Source organism: Actinomadura sp. 3N407 (assembly GCF_052245875.1).
Classification (GTDB): Bacteria; Actinomycetota; Actinomycetes; order Streptosporangiales; family Streptosporangiaceae; genus Spirillospora.
Window position 1 is genome coordinate 262,735 of sequence record NZ_JBQQBP010000005.1, and the last position, 16,787, is coordinate 279,521.

At 70.9% G+C, this 16,787-nt stretch carries 14 protein-coding genes, 1 tRNA gene and 2 pseudogenes; 11 read left to right on the plus strand and 6 right to left on the minus strand.

Annotated features, from left to right (window positions below; genetic code table 11):
* Positions 1 to 10: 10 nt before the first annotated feature.
* Complete coding sequence (locus tag ACTWPP_RS14715) at positions 11 to 949, minus strand: helix-hairpin-helix domain-containing protein (RefSeq protein ID WP_443104794.1); 939 nt, start codon at positions 947 to 949, stop codon at positions 11 to 13.
* Between the two features lie 168 nt (positions 950 to 1,117).
* On the opposite strand from ACTWPP_RS14715, the gene ACTWPP_RS14720 reads away from it, so the two are divergent.
* The 7 genes from ACTWPP_RS14720 (at position 1,118) to htpX (ending at position 8,388) form a co-directional block, all read left to right on the plus strand.
* Positions 1,118 to 1,609, plus strand: a complete 492-nt coding sequence (locus tag ACTWPP_RS14720; protein WP_443104795.1) for a NuoI/complex I 23 kDa subunit family protein — start codon at positions 1,118 to 1,120, stop codon at positions 1,607 to 1,609.
* 46 nt (positions 1,610 to 1,655) lie between these two features.
* Positions 1,656 to 2,222 (plus strand): NADH-quinone oxidoreductase subunit J family protein, encoded by a 567-nt coding sequence (locus tag ACTWPP_RS14725; protein ID WP_443104796.1) that lies wholly within the window; start codon positions 1,656 to 1,658, stop codon positions 2,220 to 2,222.
* Complete coding sequence (gene nuoK / locus ACTWPP_RS14730) at positions 2,222 to 2,614, plus strand: NADH-quinone oxidoreductase subunit NuoK (protein WP_443104797.1); 393 nt, start codon at positions 2,222 to 2,224, stop codon at positions 2,612 to 2,614. The genes ACTWPP_RS14725 and nuoK overlap by 1 nt, the downstream gene beginning before the upstream one ends.
* Positions 2,611 to 4,476, plus strand: a complete 1,866-nt coding sequence (locus ACTWPP_RS14735) for an NADH-quinone oxidoreductase subunit 5 family protein (protein WP_443104798.1) — start codon at positions 2,611 to 2,613, stop codon at positions 4,474 to 4,476. The genes nuoK and ACTWPP_RS14735 overlap by 4 nt, the downstream gene beginning before the upstream one ends.
* Entirely contained in the window at positions 4,473 to 5,981 is a 1,509-nt protein-coding gene (locus tag ACTWPP_RS14740) for a complex I subunit 4 family protein (protein ID WP_443104799.1), read from the plus strand. Before ACTWPP_RS14735 ends, ACTWPP_RS14740 begins: the two co-directional genes overlap by 4 nt.
* A complete protein-coding gene (locus ACTWPP_RS14745) occupies positions 5,981 to 7,471 on the plus strand; it encodes an NADH-quinone oxidoreductase subunit N (RefSeq protein ID WP_443104800.1) in 1,491 nt (496 codons plus the stop codon). Before ACTWPP_RS14740 ends, ACTWPP_RS14745 begins: the two co-directional genes overlap by 1 nt.
* A gap of 65 nt (positions 7,472 to 7,536) precedes the next feature.
* Positions 7,537 to 8,388 carry a zinc metalloprotease HtpX gene (gene htpX, locus ACTWPP_RS14750; RefSeq protein WP_443104801.1) on the plus strand — a complete coding sequence of 284 codons (852 nt, stop codon included), beginning with the start codon at positions 7,537 to 7,539 and terminating at the stop codon, positions 8,386 to 8,388.
* A 273-nt stretch (positions 8,389 to 8,661) separates the two neighbouring features.
* Here the strand turns inward: htpX and ACTWPP_RS14755 are convergent, their stop codons facing one another.
* Positions 8,662 to 9,150 (minus strand): YajQ family cyclic di-GMP-binding protein, encoded by a 489-nt coding sequence (locus ACTWPP_RS14755; RefSeq protein WP_443104802.1) that lies wholly within the window; start codon positions 9,148 to 9,150, stop codon positions 8,662 to 8,664.
* Between the two features lie 137 nt (positions 9,151 to 9,287).
* On the opposite strand from ACTWPP_RS14755, the gene ACTWPP_RS14760 reads away from it, so the two are divergent.
* Positions 9,288 to 9,369 (plus strand) — tRNA-Tyr (locus ACTWPP_RS14760).
* A 305-nt stretch (positions 9,370 to 9,674) separates the two neighbouring features.
* On the opposite strand, the gene ACTWPP_RS14765 is transcribed toward ACTWPP_RS14760, so the two are convergent.
* Positions 9,675 to 10,310, minus strand: a complete 636-nt coding sequence (locus ACTWPP_RS14765; RefSeq protein ID WP_443104803.1) for a DUF6461 domain-containing protein — start codon at positions 10,308 to 10,310, stop codon at positions 9,675 to 9,677.
* A gap of 1,571 nt (positions 10,311 to 11,881) precedes the next feature.
* Between ACTWPP_RS14765 and ACTWPP_RS14770 the strand changes: the two genes are divergently transcribed.
* The 3 genes from ACTWPP_RS14770 to ACTWPP_RS14780 all read left to right on the plus strand — a co-directional run bounded on the left by ACTWPP_RS14770 (position 11,882) and on the right by ACTWPP_RS14780 (position 13,885).
* Complete coding sequence (locus tag ACTWPP_RS14770; RefSeq protein ID WP_443104804.1) at positions 11,882 to 12,205, plus strand: hypothetical protein; 324 nt, start codon at positions 11,882 to 11,884, stop codon at positions 12,203 to 12,205.
* A gap of 106 nt (positions 12,206 to 12,311) precedes the next feature.
* Positions 12,312 to 13,034, plus strand: coding sequence for a MerR family transcriptional regulator (locus ACTWPP_RS14775; RefSeq protein ID WP_443104805.1), 723 nt, complete (start codon positions 12,312 to 12,314; stop codon positions 13,032 to 13,034).
* Entirely contained in the window at positions 13,028 to 13,885 is an 858-nt protein-coding gene (locus tag ACTWPP_RS14780) for a hypothetical protein (RefSeq protein ID WP_443104806.1), read from the plus strand. Before ACTWPP_RS14775 ends, ACTWPP_RS14780 begins: the two co-directional genes overlap by 7 nt.
* Before the next feature lie 181 nt (positions 13,886 to 14,066).
* Here ACTWPP_RS14780 and ACTWPP_RS14785 read toward each other — a convergent pair.
* From ACTWPP_RS14785 to ACTWPP_RS14795, 3 genes and pseudogenes are all read right to left on the minus strand, one after another.
* Positions 14,067 to 14,579 (minus strand): annotated as a pseudogene (locus ACTWPP_RS14785) (glycosyltransferase); the annotation flags it as partial.
* Between the two features lie 102 nt (positions 14,580 to 14,681).
* Positions 14,682 to 14,927 (minus strand): annotated as a pseudogene (locus ACTWPP_RS14790) (sortase domain-containing protein); the annotation flags it as partial.
* A gap of 264 nt (positions 14,928 to 15,191) precedes the next feature.
* A complete protein-coding gene (locus ACTWPP_RS14795; protein WP_443104807.1) occupies positions 15,192 to 16,769 on the minus strand; it encodes a SpoIIE family protein phosphatase in 1,578 nt (525 codons plus the stop codon).
* Positions 16,770 to 16,787: the final 18 nt, after the last annotated feature.

Below are 16,787 nucleotides of genomic sequence, written 5' to 3' on the forward strand. Positions count from 1 at the left end.
CCGTGCGGCGTCACGTCAGGAAGATCGTGTAGTCGGCCATCTGGGGGAGGGCGTCGGGCGGGATGTCGGCGTCCACCGCCATCTCCTCCGCGGACATGAAGCCGCCCTGCTCATCGCGGCGGCGGACGACGCGCTCCACCATCTCCGGCGTCATGCCGGGCAGCGCGGCGATGATCTCCGGCGGCGCGTGGTTGACGTCCACGAGACCGCCGTCGTCGTAGGTGCGGGGCACGTCGGGACGGCCGATCCGCAGTTCGCGGGCCAGCGACGGGTCCTCGGCGGCGAGCGCGCGGGCCTCCTCGCGCAGCGTCCGCCGGTACTTGGCGACCTCGATGGCGTACTGGTTGCGGCGGTTGCGCGGAACCTCGCGGGGGAAGACGGACGACCGGACGGCGAACGCGTGCCCGGTCCCCGCGATCCACAGCAGGATCGCCATGAACGTGCCGAGGACGGCGAAGAACGGGTTGCCGACCTGAAGCATGGTGATGACGGCGGCCGTCCCGAAGCCGTACCCGGCGGCGGTGGCGCCGAGGCTCCACGATCCGCGCCGGACGGCCGCGTAGAAGAACGAGAACGGCGTCCCGTAGCCGAGGGTGACGAACGGCACGAACGCCCACAGGACGCCGCGTGCGGTCTCCTGGGACGGCACCGGGACGGGCGGCGGGGCCGGGGGAACCGGTGGACCGGGGTACGGGGGGCGCCAGCCGGGCGGCCCGTACGTCCGCGATGAGGGCGGATGGGGGCCGGGCGCGTGAACACCCGGCGGGTAGGCACCGGGCCCGTTCCCGCTGGACGTGTCGCCGCCGGACGCCCGCTCGCCGGGCGCGTTCCCGCTGGACGTGGTGCCGCCCGCCGGATGACTGGTCGGCGGGCGGTGACGGCGGCCCGGCGGAACATGGGGACGGCGGCCGGGCTCGGGACCGTAAGGGCGATCGGCGTGATGATTCACTTGCCCTCCCTGCCCGCGAACCTGCCGTCGACCTTGCGGTCCACACCCTGTAGGACGGATGCGGGGCCCGCTGCGTTCCCCCGGCGGCGATCGTGCGCAATCATGGGGCGCGTGGGACGGCTACCAGGAGGCGGGCTGGCCAAGGGGCTGGCAGTCACGTTGCGAACGATGACGCGGCGTTCCATAACGCGTCAATACCCCGAAGTGCAACCCGACCTGCCCCCGCGCAGCCGGGGAGTCATCGCGCTGTTCGAGGAGAACTGCACCGTCTGCATGCTGTGCGCCCGTGAATGCCCCGACTGGTGCATCTACATCGACTCGCACAAGGAGACCCTCCCGGCCGAGGGCGGCGGCCGGGCCCGGACCCGCAACGTCCTCGACCGGTTCGCCATCGACTTCGCGCTGTGCATGTACTGCGGCATCTGCATCGAGGTGTGCCCGTTCGACGCGCTGTTCTGGACGCCGGAGTTCGAGTACGCCGAGTACGACATCGCGGAGCTGACGCACGAGAAGGAGCGGCTGCGGGAGTGGATGTGGACCGTCCCGCCGCCGCAGGCCCACGACCCGTCCGCGGAGCCGCCGAAGGAAGTGGGCGCGGCGGAGAAGGCGGCGGAGCGGGCCGCGCGCACCCCGCGTACACCGCCGGGGGCCGAAAAATGAGCGGAGCGAACCGGGGGCCGTGGGGGGCCGCCCGCAGGGAGCGCGCATGAGCGGCCAGGAGATCGTGTTCACGCTGCTCGGCGTCGTCGCCGTCGGCTCCGCGGTCCTTGTGGTGACGACGCGGCGGCTCGTCCACGCGGCGCTGTGGCTGGTGGTGTCGTTCGGCGCGCTCGCCGGCGGCTACCTGGTCCTCACCGCGGAGTTCGTCGCCTGGGTCCAGGTGCTGATCTACGTCGGCGCGGTCATCGTGCTGCTGCTGTTCGGGATCATGCTGACCCGGGCGCCGATCGGGGAGTCCGCCGACCTGGACTCCGGCAACCGGTGGGCCGCGGCGGCCGTCGCCGTCGCCACCGCGGCCGTCCTCGTGACGGTGATGGTCATGGGGTTCCGGGACGAGCGCATGCCGCTGCGCGAGGGCGGCGGATCGGCGGAGGCGCTCGGCGCCAGCGTTTTCCGGACGTGGGTGCTGCCGTTCGAGATCCTGTCGGTGCTGCTGCTGGCGTCCCTGGTCGGCGCCATCGTCCTGTCGCGTTCGGACATCCGCGCACGTCCGGAGCCCGGGGCGCGCCCGGAGGAGAAGAACCAGGCGGACGCGAAGGAGGACGGGGCCTGATGCATCTCGCCTACCCGACGATCGTCGCCGCGCTGCTGTTCTCCGTCGGCGTGTACGGGGTGCTGGCGCGCCGCAACGCGATCCTCGTCCTGATGTCGGTCGAGCTGATGCTGAACGCGGTGAACCTCAACCTCGTCACGTTCGACGTCTGGTATCAGGACCGCCTGCACGGCGGGCAGGTCCTCACGCTGTTCATCATCGTGATCGCGGCGGCGGAGATCGGGCTGGGCCTGGCGATCGTCCTGCTGGTGTTCAGGAACCGGCAGAACGTCGACGTCGACCGGCTCCGCGCCCTGTCGGAGCGCGAGACGAGCCCGGCCGAACCCGATGCCCAGCCCGCAAAGGCCGAGCAGGCCGAACGGGCCGAGGCGGTCGAGGAGGCCGCCCCGTGATCTGGCTCGCCTCGCTGGTGGCACTGCTGCCGCTCCTCGCCGCGTTCGCCGGGATGCTGTTCGGCCCGTCCCTGACGCGCCTTCTCGGCGGCCGACCCGGCTCCCGGGCGGCGCCGGTCCGCAACGGGCCCGCGCTCATCGCGTGCGCGCCGATCGCGGTGTCGCTCGTCCTCTCGGCGATCGTCGCGTTCGCCGTGTGGCGCGACCCCGGCGAGCGGACGGGCATGCTCACGCTGATCGACACCGGTTCGGTGCCGATCCGGGTCGGGCTGCAGGTGGACGGGCTGTCCGCCGTCGTCGCGCTCATGGTCTGCTGCGTGGCGTTCGCCGTCCAGGTGTACTCGGTCGCCTACATGGACGGGGATCGCCGGTACTCCTCCTACGCCGCGTTCATCTCGCTCTTCACGGCCGCGATGCTGCTGGTCGTCTACGCCGGCGACCTTCTCGTCCTGTACGCGGGCTGGGAGGTCATGGGCATCTGCTCGTACTTCCTGATCGGCCACCACTGGGAGGAGCGGGCGAACTCGCGGGCGGCGGTCAAGGCGTTCCTGGTGACGCGGCTCGGCGACGTCGGTTTCCTGATCGGCGTCCTGGTCCTCGGCGTCGGCGCGGGCACGTTCGAGATCCGCGAGATCGTGCGGACCGCCGGCGACCTTCCGGGCACGACGGTGACGGCGGCCGCGCTGCTGCTGCTCGCCGGGGTCGCGGGCAAGAGCGCCCAGTTCCCGCTGCACACCTGGCTTCCGGACGCGATGGCGGGCCCGACGCCGATCAGCGCCCTCATCCACGCGGCGACGATGGTCGCGGCCGGCGTCTACGTCGTCGCGCGGCTGTTCCCGGTGTTCCTGGCGGCCCCTTCCGCGCTGGCCGTCCTCGGCGTCGCCGCGGTGATCTCCATGGTCGGCTCGGCGTGCGCGGCCCTCGCCCAGGACGATCTGAAACGCGTCCTGGCGTACTCGACGATCAGCCAGCTCGCGGTGATGGCCGCCGGGCTCGCGGCCGGCGCCGACACCGCCGCGATCTTCCATCTGCTGACGCACGGGGCGTTCAAGGCGCTGCTGTTCCTCGCCGCCGGATGCGTGATCGTGACCGCCGGATCGAACATGCTGGCCCACTACGGCGGGCTCCGGCGCGGCATGCCCATCACGTTCTGGTCGATGACGGTCGGTCTGGCCGCGCTCGCGGGCGTCCCGCCGTTCAGCGGATGGTTCAGCAAGGACTCCGTCATCGAGGCCGCCCAGCACTCCGCCCTGCACGGCGGTGAGCTCGCGGCCGGCGTGGCGTGGCTCGTCTACCTGGGATTGCTGCTGACGGTCGCGTTGACGGCGGCGTATGCGATGCGGGCATGGCTGATGACGTTCTTCGGGGAGCCGCGCGGTTCGTACGAGATCCGTGAACCGTCCAGATTCATGTCGTGGACGGTCGCGGCCCTGGCCGTGCCGGCCGCGGTCCTCGGTTTCTTCGGGCTCGGCGCGGAGGAACTACGGCCGCATGTGGGCGCGGCACTGCTCAGCTTGTTGCTGCTCGCGGTCGGTGCGGGTGGCGCGTTCCTCCTGTGGAACCGTGACCCCGCACTGGATCCTGCGCGCGCGCTTGGGCGGGTCCGTCCGGTCTTCGCGCGGGCATTCTTCGTGGACGAGTTGTACGCGCTGACGGTCGTCCGGCCCATCCGGGCGGCGGCGCGTCACGTCGTGACCGTCGACCGGGGCCGTGTGGACGCAGCCGTCACCGGGGCCGGACGCGGCGCGGTCCGCCTGGGCGAACGGCTCCGCGTCCCGCAGAACGGCAACGCGCAGTCCTACCTCACCGGCCTGCTCGCCGGCGTCGTCGTCATCGTGGCCGGGGTGGTGATCTTCCTGTGATCTTCGTGTTGATGATGGCGATCCCGCTGGTCGGGGCGCTGGCGATGCTCGTCCCGGCGAACCGGTTCCTGCGCACCGACTTCTCCGTCCGCGCCTTCGGGACCTCCGTGTCCGGCGCGACGCTGCTCGTCGCGATCTCCGCGATGACGGCGTTCGACTTCGGCGCCACGTCCCGCATGCAGCTCGAAGTCGACCGGGAATGGGCCTCCGCGATCGGGCTGCGGTTCCACCTCGGCGTCGACGGGATCTCGCTGCCGCTGGTCGTCCTGACCGCGCTGCTGACGTTCCTGTGCTTCCTCTACACGCTGCGGCACCCGCCGGAGGGCGGCCGGATCCGGCTGCTCACCGCGCTCCTGCTCGTCCTTGAGATCGGGATGCTCGGCACGTTCACCGCGCTCGACCTCGTGCTGTTCTTCGTGTTCTTCGAGACCGTCCTGATCCCCATGTACGTGGTGATCATGCTGTGGGGCGGGTCGGGACGCCGCGCCGCCGCCTACAAGTTCATCCTCTACACCCTGCTCGGCTCCGGGCTCCTCCTCGCCGGGATGCTGCTCGTCGGCGCCACCGCGGGCACCCTCGACATGACCGAGCTGGCCGCCCGGCACGGGTCCGGCCTGACGCGCGGCATCCAGATCACCGCGTTCGCCCTGATGGGCATCGGTTTCGCGGTGAAGGCGCCGATGTGGCCGCTGCACACCTGGCTGCCCGACGCGCACACCGAGGCCCCGACCGTCGGGTCCGTCCTGCTCGCCGGGGTGCTGCTGAAGATGGGCACCTACGGCCTCATCCGCGTGGCGCTGCCGCTCGCGCCGGACGGCGCGGAGTTCTGGGCGCCGTGGCTCGGCCTCCTCGCCGTGATCGGGATCATCTACGGGGCGCTCGCCTGCCTCGCCCAGCGCGACCTCAAACGGATGATCGCGTTCTCGTCCGTCGGGCACATGGGGTTCGTGCTGCTCGGCATCGCGACCCTCACCCCCGTCGGCGTCAACGCCGCGCTGTTCGGCAACATCGCGCACGGCCTGATCACCAGCCTGCTGTTCTTCCTCGCCGGAGCGGTCAAGGAACGCTGGGGCACCACCGACATGAACGACCTCGGCGGCGGGATGCTCGGCACGTCCCCCCGCCTCGCGTCGGTCCTGACGTTCGCGTCCGTCGCCTCGCTCGGGCTCCCCGGCCTCGCCGGGTTCTGGGGCGAGATGCTCGCGCTGCTCGGCGCGTACCGCCCGCACGCCGGCCTGCCGCGCGAGACGTTCGTCACCTTCATGGCCGTCGCGGCGCTCGGCGCGGCGCTCACCGCCGCCTACTTCCTGCGCATGCTCTCCAAGATCACCCACGGGCCGGCCGACGGCGTCGCCGTGGCGCGCCGCCCCGCGGCGGCGGTCTCCCTCCAGGAGTACGCCGCCTGGTCGCCGCTGATCGCGCTCACGCTGCTGGTCGGCCTGTGGCCGAAGACCCTGCTGGACGTGACCACCGGCCCCGTCCGCGCCCTGTTCGGAGGCGGCTGATGATCCAGAGCATCGACTACGCGGCGATCGCGCCGCCGCTGATCCTCGCCATCGCCGCGATCGGGCTGCTGCTCGCCGACGCCTTCGACGCGCCGCGCCGCCTCCTCGGCCTGCTCAGCGGCGGCTCCCTCGCCGCCGCGCTCATCGCCGTCATCGCGCTCGCCGCCGGCGACCGCCGCGCCACCTTCTGCCTCCCGGACGGGCTGCGCGGGGACGGCCCCGCCTCCTGCTCCTACGTCGCCGACGACTTCACGCTCCTGTTCCAGGGGATCGTCCTCGGCGCGGCGCTGGTCGTCGTGCTGCTCTCCCTCCAGGAGATCACCGACTCCAAGATGCCGGTCGGCGAGTACCACTTCCTGCTCCTCGCCGCCGTCATCGGCGCGCTGACCCTCGTCGCCGCCCGCGACCTCGTCCTCCTCGTCGTCGCGCTGGAGACCCTCTCCCTGCCGGTGTTCGCGCTCACCGCCCTGCGCCGCTACGACGGGACGGCGTCCGAGGCCGCGCTGAAACTGTTCCTCGTCTCCGTCGTCTCCACCGCGCTCATGCTGTTCGGCGTCAGCCTTGTGTACGGCGCGACCGGCGCCATGCACCTCGACCGCATCGCCCCCGCCCTGGAGAACCTGCCCGCCGAACTCGACCCCGTCGCCGTCGCCGGGTCCGTCCTCGTCCTCGCCGGGTTCGCGTTCAAGGTCGCCGCCGTCCCGTTCCACTTCTGGGCACCGGACGTCTACCAGGGCTCCCCGCTGCCCGTCGCCGCGTTCCTGTCCGTCGTCTCCAAGGCCGCCGGGTTCGCCGGCCTCGTGATCGTCCTCGCCGTCGGGCTGCCCGCGTACGGGCACGTGTGGGGACCCGTCGTCGCCGTCCTCGCCGCGGTCACGATGACGCTCGGCAACCTCGTCGCCCTGCGGCAGCGGACCGCGATCCGGCTGCTGGCCTGGTCGTCGGTCGCCCAGTCCGGGTACATGCTCGCGCCCCTCGCGGTCGGCGCGAACCGGCTCCCCGAAGCCGTCGCCGCCACCACCGCCTACGTCGCCCTCTACGCCGTCATGAACCTCGGCGCGTTCGCCGTCGTGATCGGCTTCCGCCGCCGCGCCCCCGGGCGGCTCAGCCCGTCCTGGGACACCCTCGACGACTACCGCGGCCTCGCCCGCCGCAGCCCCGCCGTCGCCACCGCCCTCGCCTTCTTCCTCATCTGCCTCGCCGGCCTGCCCCCGGGCGTCATGGGCCTGTTCGCCAAGGTCGTCGTGTTCCGCGCGACCGTCGCCGGCGGCGTCACCTGGCTCGCCGTCGTGATGGCGATCAACACGGTGATCGGCCTGTACTACTACCTCGTGTGGGCCGCCCGGCTGTTCACGCCCGCACCCGGACCGTCCTACGACGCCGCGCCCGGCCTGCCGGTGCGCGCCGCCATCACCGCCACCGCCGCCGGCGCGCTCGTCCTGTCGGCCGCGCCGCAGATCGTCCTGCAGACGGTTACCCAGGCCACCTAGGCGGGAACGTTCACCCAGGTCAAACCGTTGATGTTCATGCCGGAGTCGACGGGGAGGCAACGGAAGTGCAGTTCAACGGCGTCAAGACCGCAGCGCTGATCGCGACGCTGTCGGCATTGATGCTCGCCGCCGGCCACGTGATCGGCGGCGGCGCCGGGCTGACGGTCGCACTGATCATCGCGCTCGGCACCAACGGGGTCGCCTACGTGTTCAGCGACCGGATCGCGCTGCGCTCCATGCGCGCCCACCCGGTCAGCGAAGTCGAGGCGCCGAGGATGTACCGGATCGTCCGCGAACTGGCGACCTCGGCGCACCAGCCCATGCCGCGCCTGTACGTCTCCGAAACGCGCCAGCCCAACGCGTTCGCCACCGGACGCAACCCCCGCAACGCCGCGGTCTGCTGTACCCGCGGCATCCTCCAGATGCTGGACGAACGGGAACTGCGCGCCGTCCTCGGCCACGAACTGTCCCACGTCTACAACCGCGACATCCTCATCTCGTCCGTCGCCGCCGCCATCGCCACCGTCATCACCTACCTGTCCTACCTGGCGATCTTCATTCCGGGCCGCTCCGAGGACGACGACGGCCCCGGCCTCCTCGGCGCCCTCATGCTGCTCGTCCTCGGACCCGTCGCCGCCGCCGTCGTGCAGATGGCGATCAGCCGCACCCGCGAATACTCCGCCGACGCCGCCGGCGCCCTCCTCACCGGCGACCCGCTCTCCCTCGCGTCCGCCCTCCGCAAGATCGACGCCGGCACCCGGGCGATGCCGCTGCCCCAGGACCCCGAACTCGCCACCACCAGCTCCCTGATGATCGCCAACCCGTTCTCCGGCGCCGGGATCGGCAAACTGTTCTCCACCCACCCCCCGATGGCCGACCGGATCGCCCGCCTGGAACGCATGGCGGGCCGCCGCTAGACCGCCGTCAGGACGTCCCCGATGATCGCGATCGAGTGGTCCGTACCCCCGCTCCGGCGAGCAGCGCGACCGAGGCAAGGCCCCCGGGATCTCCCTCGACACCGCAAGATCAAACGGGCGCCGTCACCGTCCCGCGTCCCTGGACCTCGACCTGTCCACCCTCGCCCGCAGCTTGGACGAATTCGACCGAACCATTCCGGGCGCCGCCGCGTCATAAGACAGAACGCGCCGGCCCCTTCTGCGGGGGATGGGGCCGGCGCGCTCCCAACGCGACTAGCGGTAGTTGACGAACTGCAGCGCCACATCAAGGTCCTTGCCCTTGAGCAGCGTGATCACGTCCTGCAGGTCGTCCTTCTTCTTCGAGCTGACCCGCAGCTCGTCACCCTGGATCTGGGCCTTGACACCCTTCGGCCCCTCATCCCGGATGATCTTCCCGATCTTCTTCGCGTCGTCCTGCGCGATGCCCTCCTTCAGGCCCACGCTCAGCTTGTGCACCTTCCCCGACAGCTTCGGCTCGCCCGCGTCGATCGCCTTCAGCGAGATCCCCCGCTTCACGAGCTTGTCCTTCAGCACATCGAGCACCGCGTTCGCCCGCTCCTCCGTGTTCGCCTGGATCTCGATCGACTCACCCGACCACTTGATCCCCGCGTCCACGTTCCGGAAGTCGAACCGGTTGGCCACCTCCTTGGCGGCCTGGTTCAGCGCGTTGTCGACCTCCTGCCGGTCGAGCTTGCTGACGATGTCGAACGAGGAATCAGCCATGCCACACACATCCCCTCAGCAGCACCTTCTTGATCAGAGAGCGTAGCGACTCCCCCGATCACGACCGTCCACCTCGATGTCACACCCACTCCCACGGTCCGCTATTCTTTCCAGTGCCGTCGCGCAAGCGACGCCACGGCGGGTTGCCCGAGTGGCCAATGGGAGCGGACTGTAAATCCGTCGGCTTAGCCTACCCAGGTTCGAACCCTGGACCCGCCACACCACCAAGAACGGCCCCTGACCAGGCGTTACCCGGTCAGGGGCCGTTCTCGTCGTGTCCGGCTGCCTCTGATCGTTTACGGCGCCCTACGGGTGGCTGTGCCGAATGCGTGCCGAGATTCGGCGACACGGGACAGGACCGCCCTTCCCTGTAGGACGACGCTTGAGACGGAATTGCCGACACGGCGCAGGCTGATTCCCTGCGGTCGCCCCCACGGCCATCGGCAGGCCCCGACGCTCTCGGAGCGAAGGGGAAGCTGGGGCCCACGCCGATGCGGAGCGCCGAACGACGGCGGACGGGGAGCTCAAGAATCCTTGGTCGCGCTCCAGGGCACGAGCCCGGCGGCGAAGATCGCCTTGTCGAGAAGTTCCGGCGTGAGGTGGGCTCCCGTCAGCCGCGCGGCCAGGGCGAATGCGGCCTCGGTCGTCAAGGAGTCGTCGAATTCTTCCTCGTCCCCTTGTAGATCGAAGCCCACCTCCGCCATCACTTCCACGAGCTCGTCAGGGGCGGAACCGTCTCTGTCGGTCGGAAAGAGCGGCTCGAAGTACGTCCGGAGTGTCCCGTCCTCGTACCAAACAAACTGGTCATGTGCGTTGACGTTGCGGAAGTGGGCGACCAGGCGGGTACCGCTCGACAGCGGCGCCACCAGATGAGGCAGGGTGCCCAGGTAGCCGTTGACTTCCAGGCCGAGCACCCACTCGCCCTGATCGCCAGGGACCCTGGTGGCGCCGATCAGGTACTCGTTGTCGGAGTGTTGATCCCAGACATCCTTGGTTCGCCGCTCCAGCTCGGTGTACCCGGAGAGGTCCCCCTGAGGCTCGGCCCGCATCCCCCGTAGGAACTCCTGCACGGTCACCCCTCGGACGAGAACCGCGCAGTACGCCTCGGCCAGGTCGGAGTAGTCGTTGATCCACTGATACTCGGTCGCGGTGGTCGCCATCGGACCACGATGCCATGATCAGCCCTCAGAGGCGGGCCAGACCGCCGACAAGCTGAGATGACCTTGCGCCGGAACGAACTGACGAAGATGCGGGTCGAGAGGTCAAGGTTGCTGGGCGATGCCACGTACCAAGATCCGGAATATATGCGGAGTCTTCGGGCGACGTTGAGGACGTCGACCGAGAGCTTGTTCAGGTCAGCGTGGAACCAGCTCCGAGATGCATGGCGGGCTGTAATTCGTCGGCTCAGCCTGCCCGGGTTACGGCTGGGCGAAGGTGATTGTCCATTGGCCTTGCGCCTGGACGTGGAGGAGCGCCGGGCCGTTCAGTTGGCCGCGCGCCGTCCGCCGGCAGGGGGGCCACGGCACGAGCCGACCCGTGGTTGCCCAGAAGTTGCATCTCGGGGTGTACCAGGTCGACGCGTTTGTACGCACGGCCACGGACGCGGACCACGAGGACGGCCGGGCCGTCCGGATCGGGCCTGCGCAATCTGACGAGGGCATCACCCAGCCCTGTGGCGCGCTGCGCCTCGTCCAGACCCGGCGGCCATGTACCGAACTGGTCCGCTTGTTGGTGCCATTGGAGTTAGGACCCGGGTTACTGGGCGGCGCCGGCCGCCGTTCTGCGGGCGCCCCGGTGGAGCGACGGCCCGTGACGATCGGGGCCATGCCTTCGGTGAGCCTGACGGCGTCCGCGGCGCACACGTCGATTGTCCTCGGAGTGCCCTGCGGAGGCGCCCAGGAGACACGGGCCGTGCCGGACGTCGAAGAAGCACGGCGGCCGACGCGGCGGAGGCGGCGACCCCCGCCAGCCGGGCGTCGACGCGGGCCAGCGCGTGGCGGCCCGCGTCCAGCGACCACAGCACAGCCGCCGCGTCCGAGTGGTCGCGGGCGCCCATGATTTCCCGCTTGGCTTGCTCGTAGGCGTCGAGGGCCTGCTTGTAATCCGTCAGCGCCGCAGTGTCGGCGCCGTGTTCCTGCGGGACGAACGAATGATGCGCGAGGGTCTCACCGAAGTCGGTGATCTCTGCGTGGATCGCTGTCAGCTCGTCCGCTCGCCGCCGGAAGAGACGGCCCAGTGCCTTCACTCGTCCGTCCTCTCTCGGCCCCACTCGACCGGTGATCGCCGGTCCGCTGCCGTGCGCTCGGATGCGGGGGCTCGTCGGCCGGAGGGCACGGTAACAGGCCATTGCCCGTACCAAGAAGCTCGGTGCGTGCTCCGCACGGTCGTGTCAGCCGTTGTCGGCGGAGGCGGGACGGCCCGGGTGCGACTGCAGGATTCCGTGGGTCCATCGGGGTCTCCGAGAGTGGGAGCCATGCTTGCCGGGTGGCCGTGGAGGGCGGAGTCACCCCACGAGTGCCAAGGGTTGACTGGTCGAAAGGGCGCCGCTCATTTGGGCGACGGTGGGCCCTGACAGCCCGTCCGGTGCTTGTCCAAGTGGCGTTCTCCGGCCATGACGCACAGATGGGATGGTCGGGTGGACGCGGCACGCAGCGGGGTGGGTCGGGTCGCGCGGTCGAGTTGTGTGCGGCGCGGCGAAGGTTCGGGTTGCGGGCGACGTTAGCCTTCCGGCATGAGGTCATCGCGAGTCCAGTCGTTCATCGCCGGAGTCTTGGTCGCCAATGTTGCCCCGCATTTGGCCACGGCGGTCACCGGCCGGCGGCATCTGACGCCGCTGGCGGGGCGGGACTCCGGGCCGGCCGCCAACGCCGTATGGGCGGGGCTGAACCTCGTGGCGGGCGTGGCGCTGCTGCGCCGGGCGCGGCAGGCCGGGGACGCGCCCGCGGACCCCCGATGGAACGCCGATCTCGTCGCGTTCGAAACAGGTGCGCTCGCCCTCGCCGCGTGGATGGCGGGCACGGAGCGTTTCTTCCCTGTCAACAGCAAGCGGGATTGACCGTCCCCTGCCCGAACCCGTGTCCGGATGCGGGCGGGAGCCATCGGGCTGAACGGGCGGAGCCTGGGGTTGAGGTTGACGTGGCGTCAAGGTTTGTAATGGGGGTATGCGAATCGGCGAGCTTGCCGCGCTGGTCGGGGTGTCGACCCGGACCGTGCGGCATTACCACCACCTGGGGTTGCTGCCTGAACCGGAGCGGCTGTCGAACGGATACCGGGAGTACCGGCTGAAGGACGCCGTGGTGCTGGCGCGGGTGCGGAGGCTCGTGGAGTTGGGGCTCTCGCTGGACGAGGTCCGGGACGTCCTCGCGGACGAGCGGGGGCGGGAGCTGCGGGACGTGCTGGTCGAGCTGGACGCCGATCTCGCCAGGCAGCAGGAGGCGATCGGGGCGCGGAGGGCGCGGCTGGCGGCGTTGCTGGAGGAGGCGGAGCTGCGGCCCGATTCGGCGGTTTCGCCGGAGATGGCGGAGGTTCTGCGGGGGCTGCCGGTGGGGTCGCGTTTCGCCGAGCTCGACCGGGAGATGCTGGCGCTGGTCGACATGGCGGCGGGGCCTGATGAGCGGGACGGGTTCGTCGCGATGCTGCGTCCGCTCATGGAAGCGGCGCGGGACAGCGGGATCTATGTGCGGCTCGATGAGCTTGCGGGGGCGCCGCCGGACGATCCGCGGGTGGCCGGGCTCGCCGCGGATCTTGCCGGGCAGCTGCCGGAGGAGCTGGCGGAACTCATGGTCGCGCACGGTTCGGAGGGCGGGTGGCTGGACGAGATGTCCGCCGCGCAGAGGGAGGTCTTCCGGGTCCTTGTGAGGATGTTGAGGGACCGGGCGTGTTGAGGGTCGCGCGGGCCGCGCTGTTCGGGATGGTGCCCGCCGAGTTCGTTCTCGTGGTGTTGCTCGTGTCGGGTGTTTCGTTGCCTCGTCCGGTGGTGGCGGTCGGGGAGGTCTTGGTCGCGGCGGTGCTGTTGCTGGAGGTCGTCGTGGCGTGCCGGTTGGTGTGGGAGAAACGGCGGGACGGTGCCGGGTGGCGGGCCGCCTTTCGAGGGGCCGGAGCGCTGGTGCCTGAGCCGGTGCGCAGGATCATGGGGTTCGACCTGCAGGGAATGGTCAGCCTGGCGTTGTTCGTGGTGCGTCGCCGGCATGGGGTGCCGCCGGGTGCGGTCCCTCTGTCTTACGCGGGTGGGCAGCTGGCCATGCAGCTGGCGTTTCTTTTCGCGATGGTGCTTGAGGCCGCCGGTGCCGAGTTGTTGTTGCGGAGCATCGATGCGCCTTCGGGGTTGCACGCGGTGATTCTGATCGTCGACCTGTATTCGATCCTGATCGTGCTGGCGGTCATCGCGGCGTGCATCACCCGGCCGCATGTTCTGTCGGAGGATGAGCTGCGGATTCGGTACGGGGCGTTCTTCGACCTGCGTGTCCCGCGCGGGAAGATCGCGTCGGTGCGGCTCGCTCGCAACTTCAACGAGAGCGGGATGGTCCGGGTCGAGGACGAGCGTTTGGCGGTGGCGGTGTCGTCCCAGACGAATGTGGTCGTCGAGTTGATCGAGCCGATCACCGTTGTGCGGCCCTTGGGCGGACGCGCCAGGGTGCGGACGATCCGTTTCTTCGCCGACGACCCGAAAATGGTCGTGGACACTGGTTCCGGCGGCTTCGCGGCGGCATATGGGACGGCCCCTGAGCGGCTTTGATGCTGTCAGGGGCCGTCCGGTGAGGGCGTCGGCCCTTGCGGGCGGGGAGGATGCGCTTCATCGCCAGGCCGGCGGAGACCAGGGTGAACAGGGCCAGGCCGATCCAGAGGGCCTGCAGGCCGAGCCACGGCGAGGCCGCGGCGGCACCGACGATCTCGACCCCGCACAGCTGCGCGAACGCGGCGGTCGCGTCGGTGCAGTTGTCGGCGATCACCACGATGTTGTCCGGGGGACGCTCCTGCCTGCGCAGCGAGGCGATCGTCTCGGTGATCTGCTTGGCCTCGTTGTGCGCCGGGATCAGGACCGTCACCCGCATCGCGGCGGCGCTGATCGCCGGCAGGTCGCGCTTGCCGTCCCGGCCCTTGCCGGCGGGTACCGGTGCGGGTGCCGGACGGGGCGGTTCGCGCCGGGGCGGTGAGACCGGACGGCGCCGCGGCGGCGGAGGTGCGATCGGGGGCGCGATGCGGTCGGGGATGGTCGCCGTCGGCGCCGGGGCGGCCGCGGTGTGGGAGCCCCATGCCGCCGGGGACGCCAGATGCCCGGACGGGGGTTCGGTGAACGGCCGCGCGACATGGGACGGGCCGCCGGCGGGTCCGGCGTGCCGGGTGAGCCGGTGACGTCCTGGGCGAGCGCGTCCGGCGGGGACGGCCGGGCGGGTCACTTCACCCGCGAACGGGTCGTGGTGCGGGTGCATGTCAGCGGGTTCCCCCGCGGTCGGACCGCACCAGGTGACCGAACGCGATGACGTTGTCGGTGTAGTGGCCGCTGCCGCGGTCGAAGCGTCCCCCGCAGGTGATCAGGCGGATCGCGGGGTAGCCGGGTCGGTGTAGACGCGCCGGGTGGGGAACCGGTCCTTGTCGAAGCGCTCGACCGAGTCGATCCGGAAGACGGCGGTACGGCCGTCGGCGCGGAGGACGCCGGCGAGGTCGCCGGGACGCAGTTCGCCCAGCCGGGAGAAGACCGCCGGTCCGCGGGCGGTGTCGACATGCCCGATGATCACCGACGCGCCCCGGCTGCCGGGCGAGGGGCCGAGCCGGTACCACTCGGCTTCCTGGGCGCGGCTCGGCGGCGGCGTCTCGACTTAGTCGAGCCGAAAATGATCGGTGACGGCCCCGCACCGTCCGACCGGCATCCCCCGTGAGCAGCGCACCTACGGACGAGGGCCGCACACGCACATTGAGGGCGGACCTCCAGGCGACCCGCCCCTGCCTGTCCGAAACTCGTCCTGTCGGACGCCATGCGCACCCACCGAGACGCCGAGGGCGGGGCGTGTCCGTCGTAGAAGGGAGGGCCGGCGCCGAGATCCTCAGGGGGAGCGGCGGAGGGCGATGAGGGCGACGTCGTCCTCGCGGTGGCCGAACTCGGAGATGAGGCGGTCGCTGAACGTCTCCAGGTCGTCGTCGACGGGAACGGCGATGGTGCGCAGCCGTTCCAGATTGTCGGACAGCGGGATACCGCGGTCCTCGATCAGCCCGTCGGTGATCAGCACCACCGTGCCGCCCGGCGGGACCTCGGTCTCCTCGATCCCCACCCGGTCCGCGGGGAAGCCGAGCAGCACCCCGCCGCCCTCGCCGTAGCGGGCCCGGCCGGCGTTGATGTACAGCGGCGCGAGGTGCCCGGCGTTGGCGACCTGCACGGCCCCGGTGTGGGGATCCAACGTCATCAGGCACATCGTGGCGGTCTGGTCGTCGTGGTAGCGCAGCATGACGCCGTTCAGGAGCCGGAGGATCGTGACGGCGTCGTGGCCCTCGCCGGCGAAGGCGCGCAGCGCGTGCCGGATCTCCGCCATCACCGTGGCGGCGTGCAGCGAGTGTCCCTGCACGTCGCCGATGGCGACCAGTACGTGGTCGCCGCGGTCGAGGACCTCGTAGAAGTCGCCGCCCACCTCGGCCTGCTCGCTGGCGGGCTCGTAGCGGACCGAGAACGCCCAGCCGGGGATGGACGGGTGCACGGACGGGAGCAGGCTGCGCTGCAGGGTCAGCGAGATCAGGCGCTGCTCGGTGAAGGACCGCAGCGCACCCATCGCCAGGGCGAGCGCCTGCCCGAGCTGGCGCAGGATGTTGAGGTCCACCTCGTCCGGCTCGCGGCGGGCCTCGATGCCGATGCAGACCGGCGGGCCGGCGCGTTTGGTACGCGACATCACGACGGCGACGTCACCATGGGCGACCGCGTCGGGCAGCACGGACTTCCACCGCCCCGCCTCCAGGAGGGCGACGTCGGTCCCGGCGTCGTCACCGAGTTCCACCAGGTCGGGCAGCCGGTCGAACACCCCGGCCGGGGTCGCGCGCTGCTCGGTGCGGCCGTCCAGGTTGACCGCGCGCCGGGGACGGCCGTCCGGGGGCAGCACGAGCACGGACGCGGGCTCCCCGAAGATCTCGAAGGCGCCGCGCGCCGCGACCATCGTCAGCTCCTCGAAGGTCTCGGCCGCGTTGATGGCGAGGGACGTGCGGGTGAACGCGGTCATCCGCTCGGCCATCCGCTCGGCCCGGATCCGCGCCCGGGAGTAGCGCAGGACCGACTCGACCGTCGCGAGGAACTCCTCCGGGTCGATCGGGTCGGTCAGGTAGGCGTCGGCGCCCTGCCGCAGCCCGCGCGTGCGGTCGGTGGACTCCACGGCCCAGGCCGAGATCTGGATGACGGGCACGGACGCGGTCTCCGGGTCCGCCTTGAGCTGCGCGCTCATCTCGATGCCGCTCGCGTCCGGCAGCTTGACGTCCAGGACGATCAGGTTCACGTCGTGTTCGGCGAGCCGCTGCCGGGCCTCGGCGGCGGTGGCGGCGTTCACGACGGTGTAACCGGCGCGCTGCAGCCAGCTGGCGATGATGTACCGCTTGGTGTCGTTGTCGTCGACGACCAGAGTGGTGCATTGCTCCACGTCCGCCATCGGTCCTCCCGTGCCCGC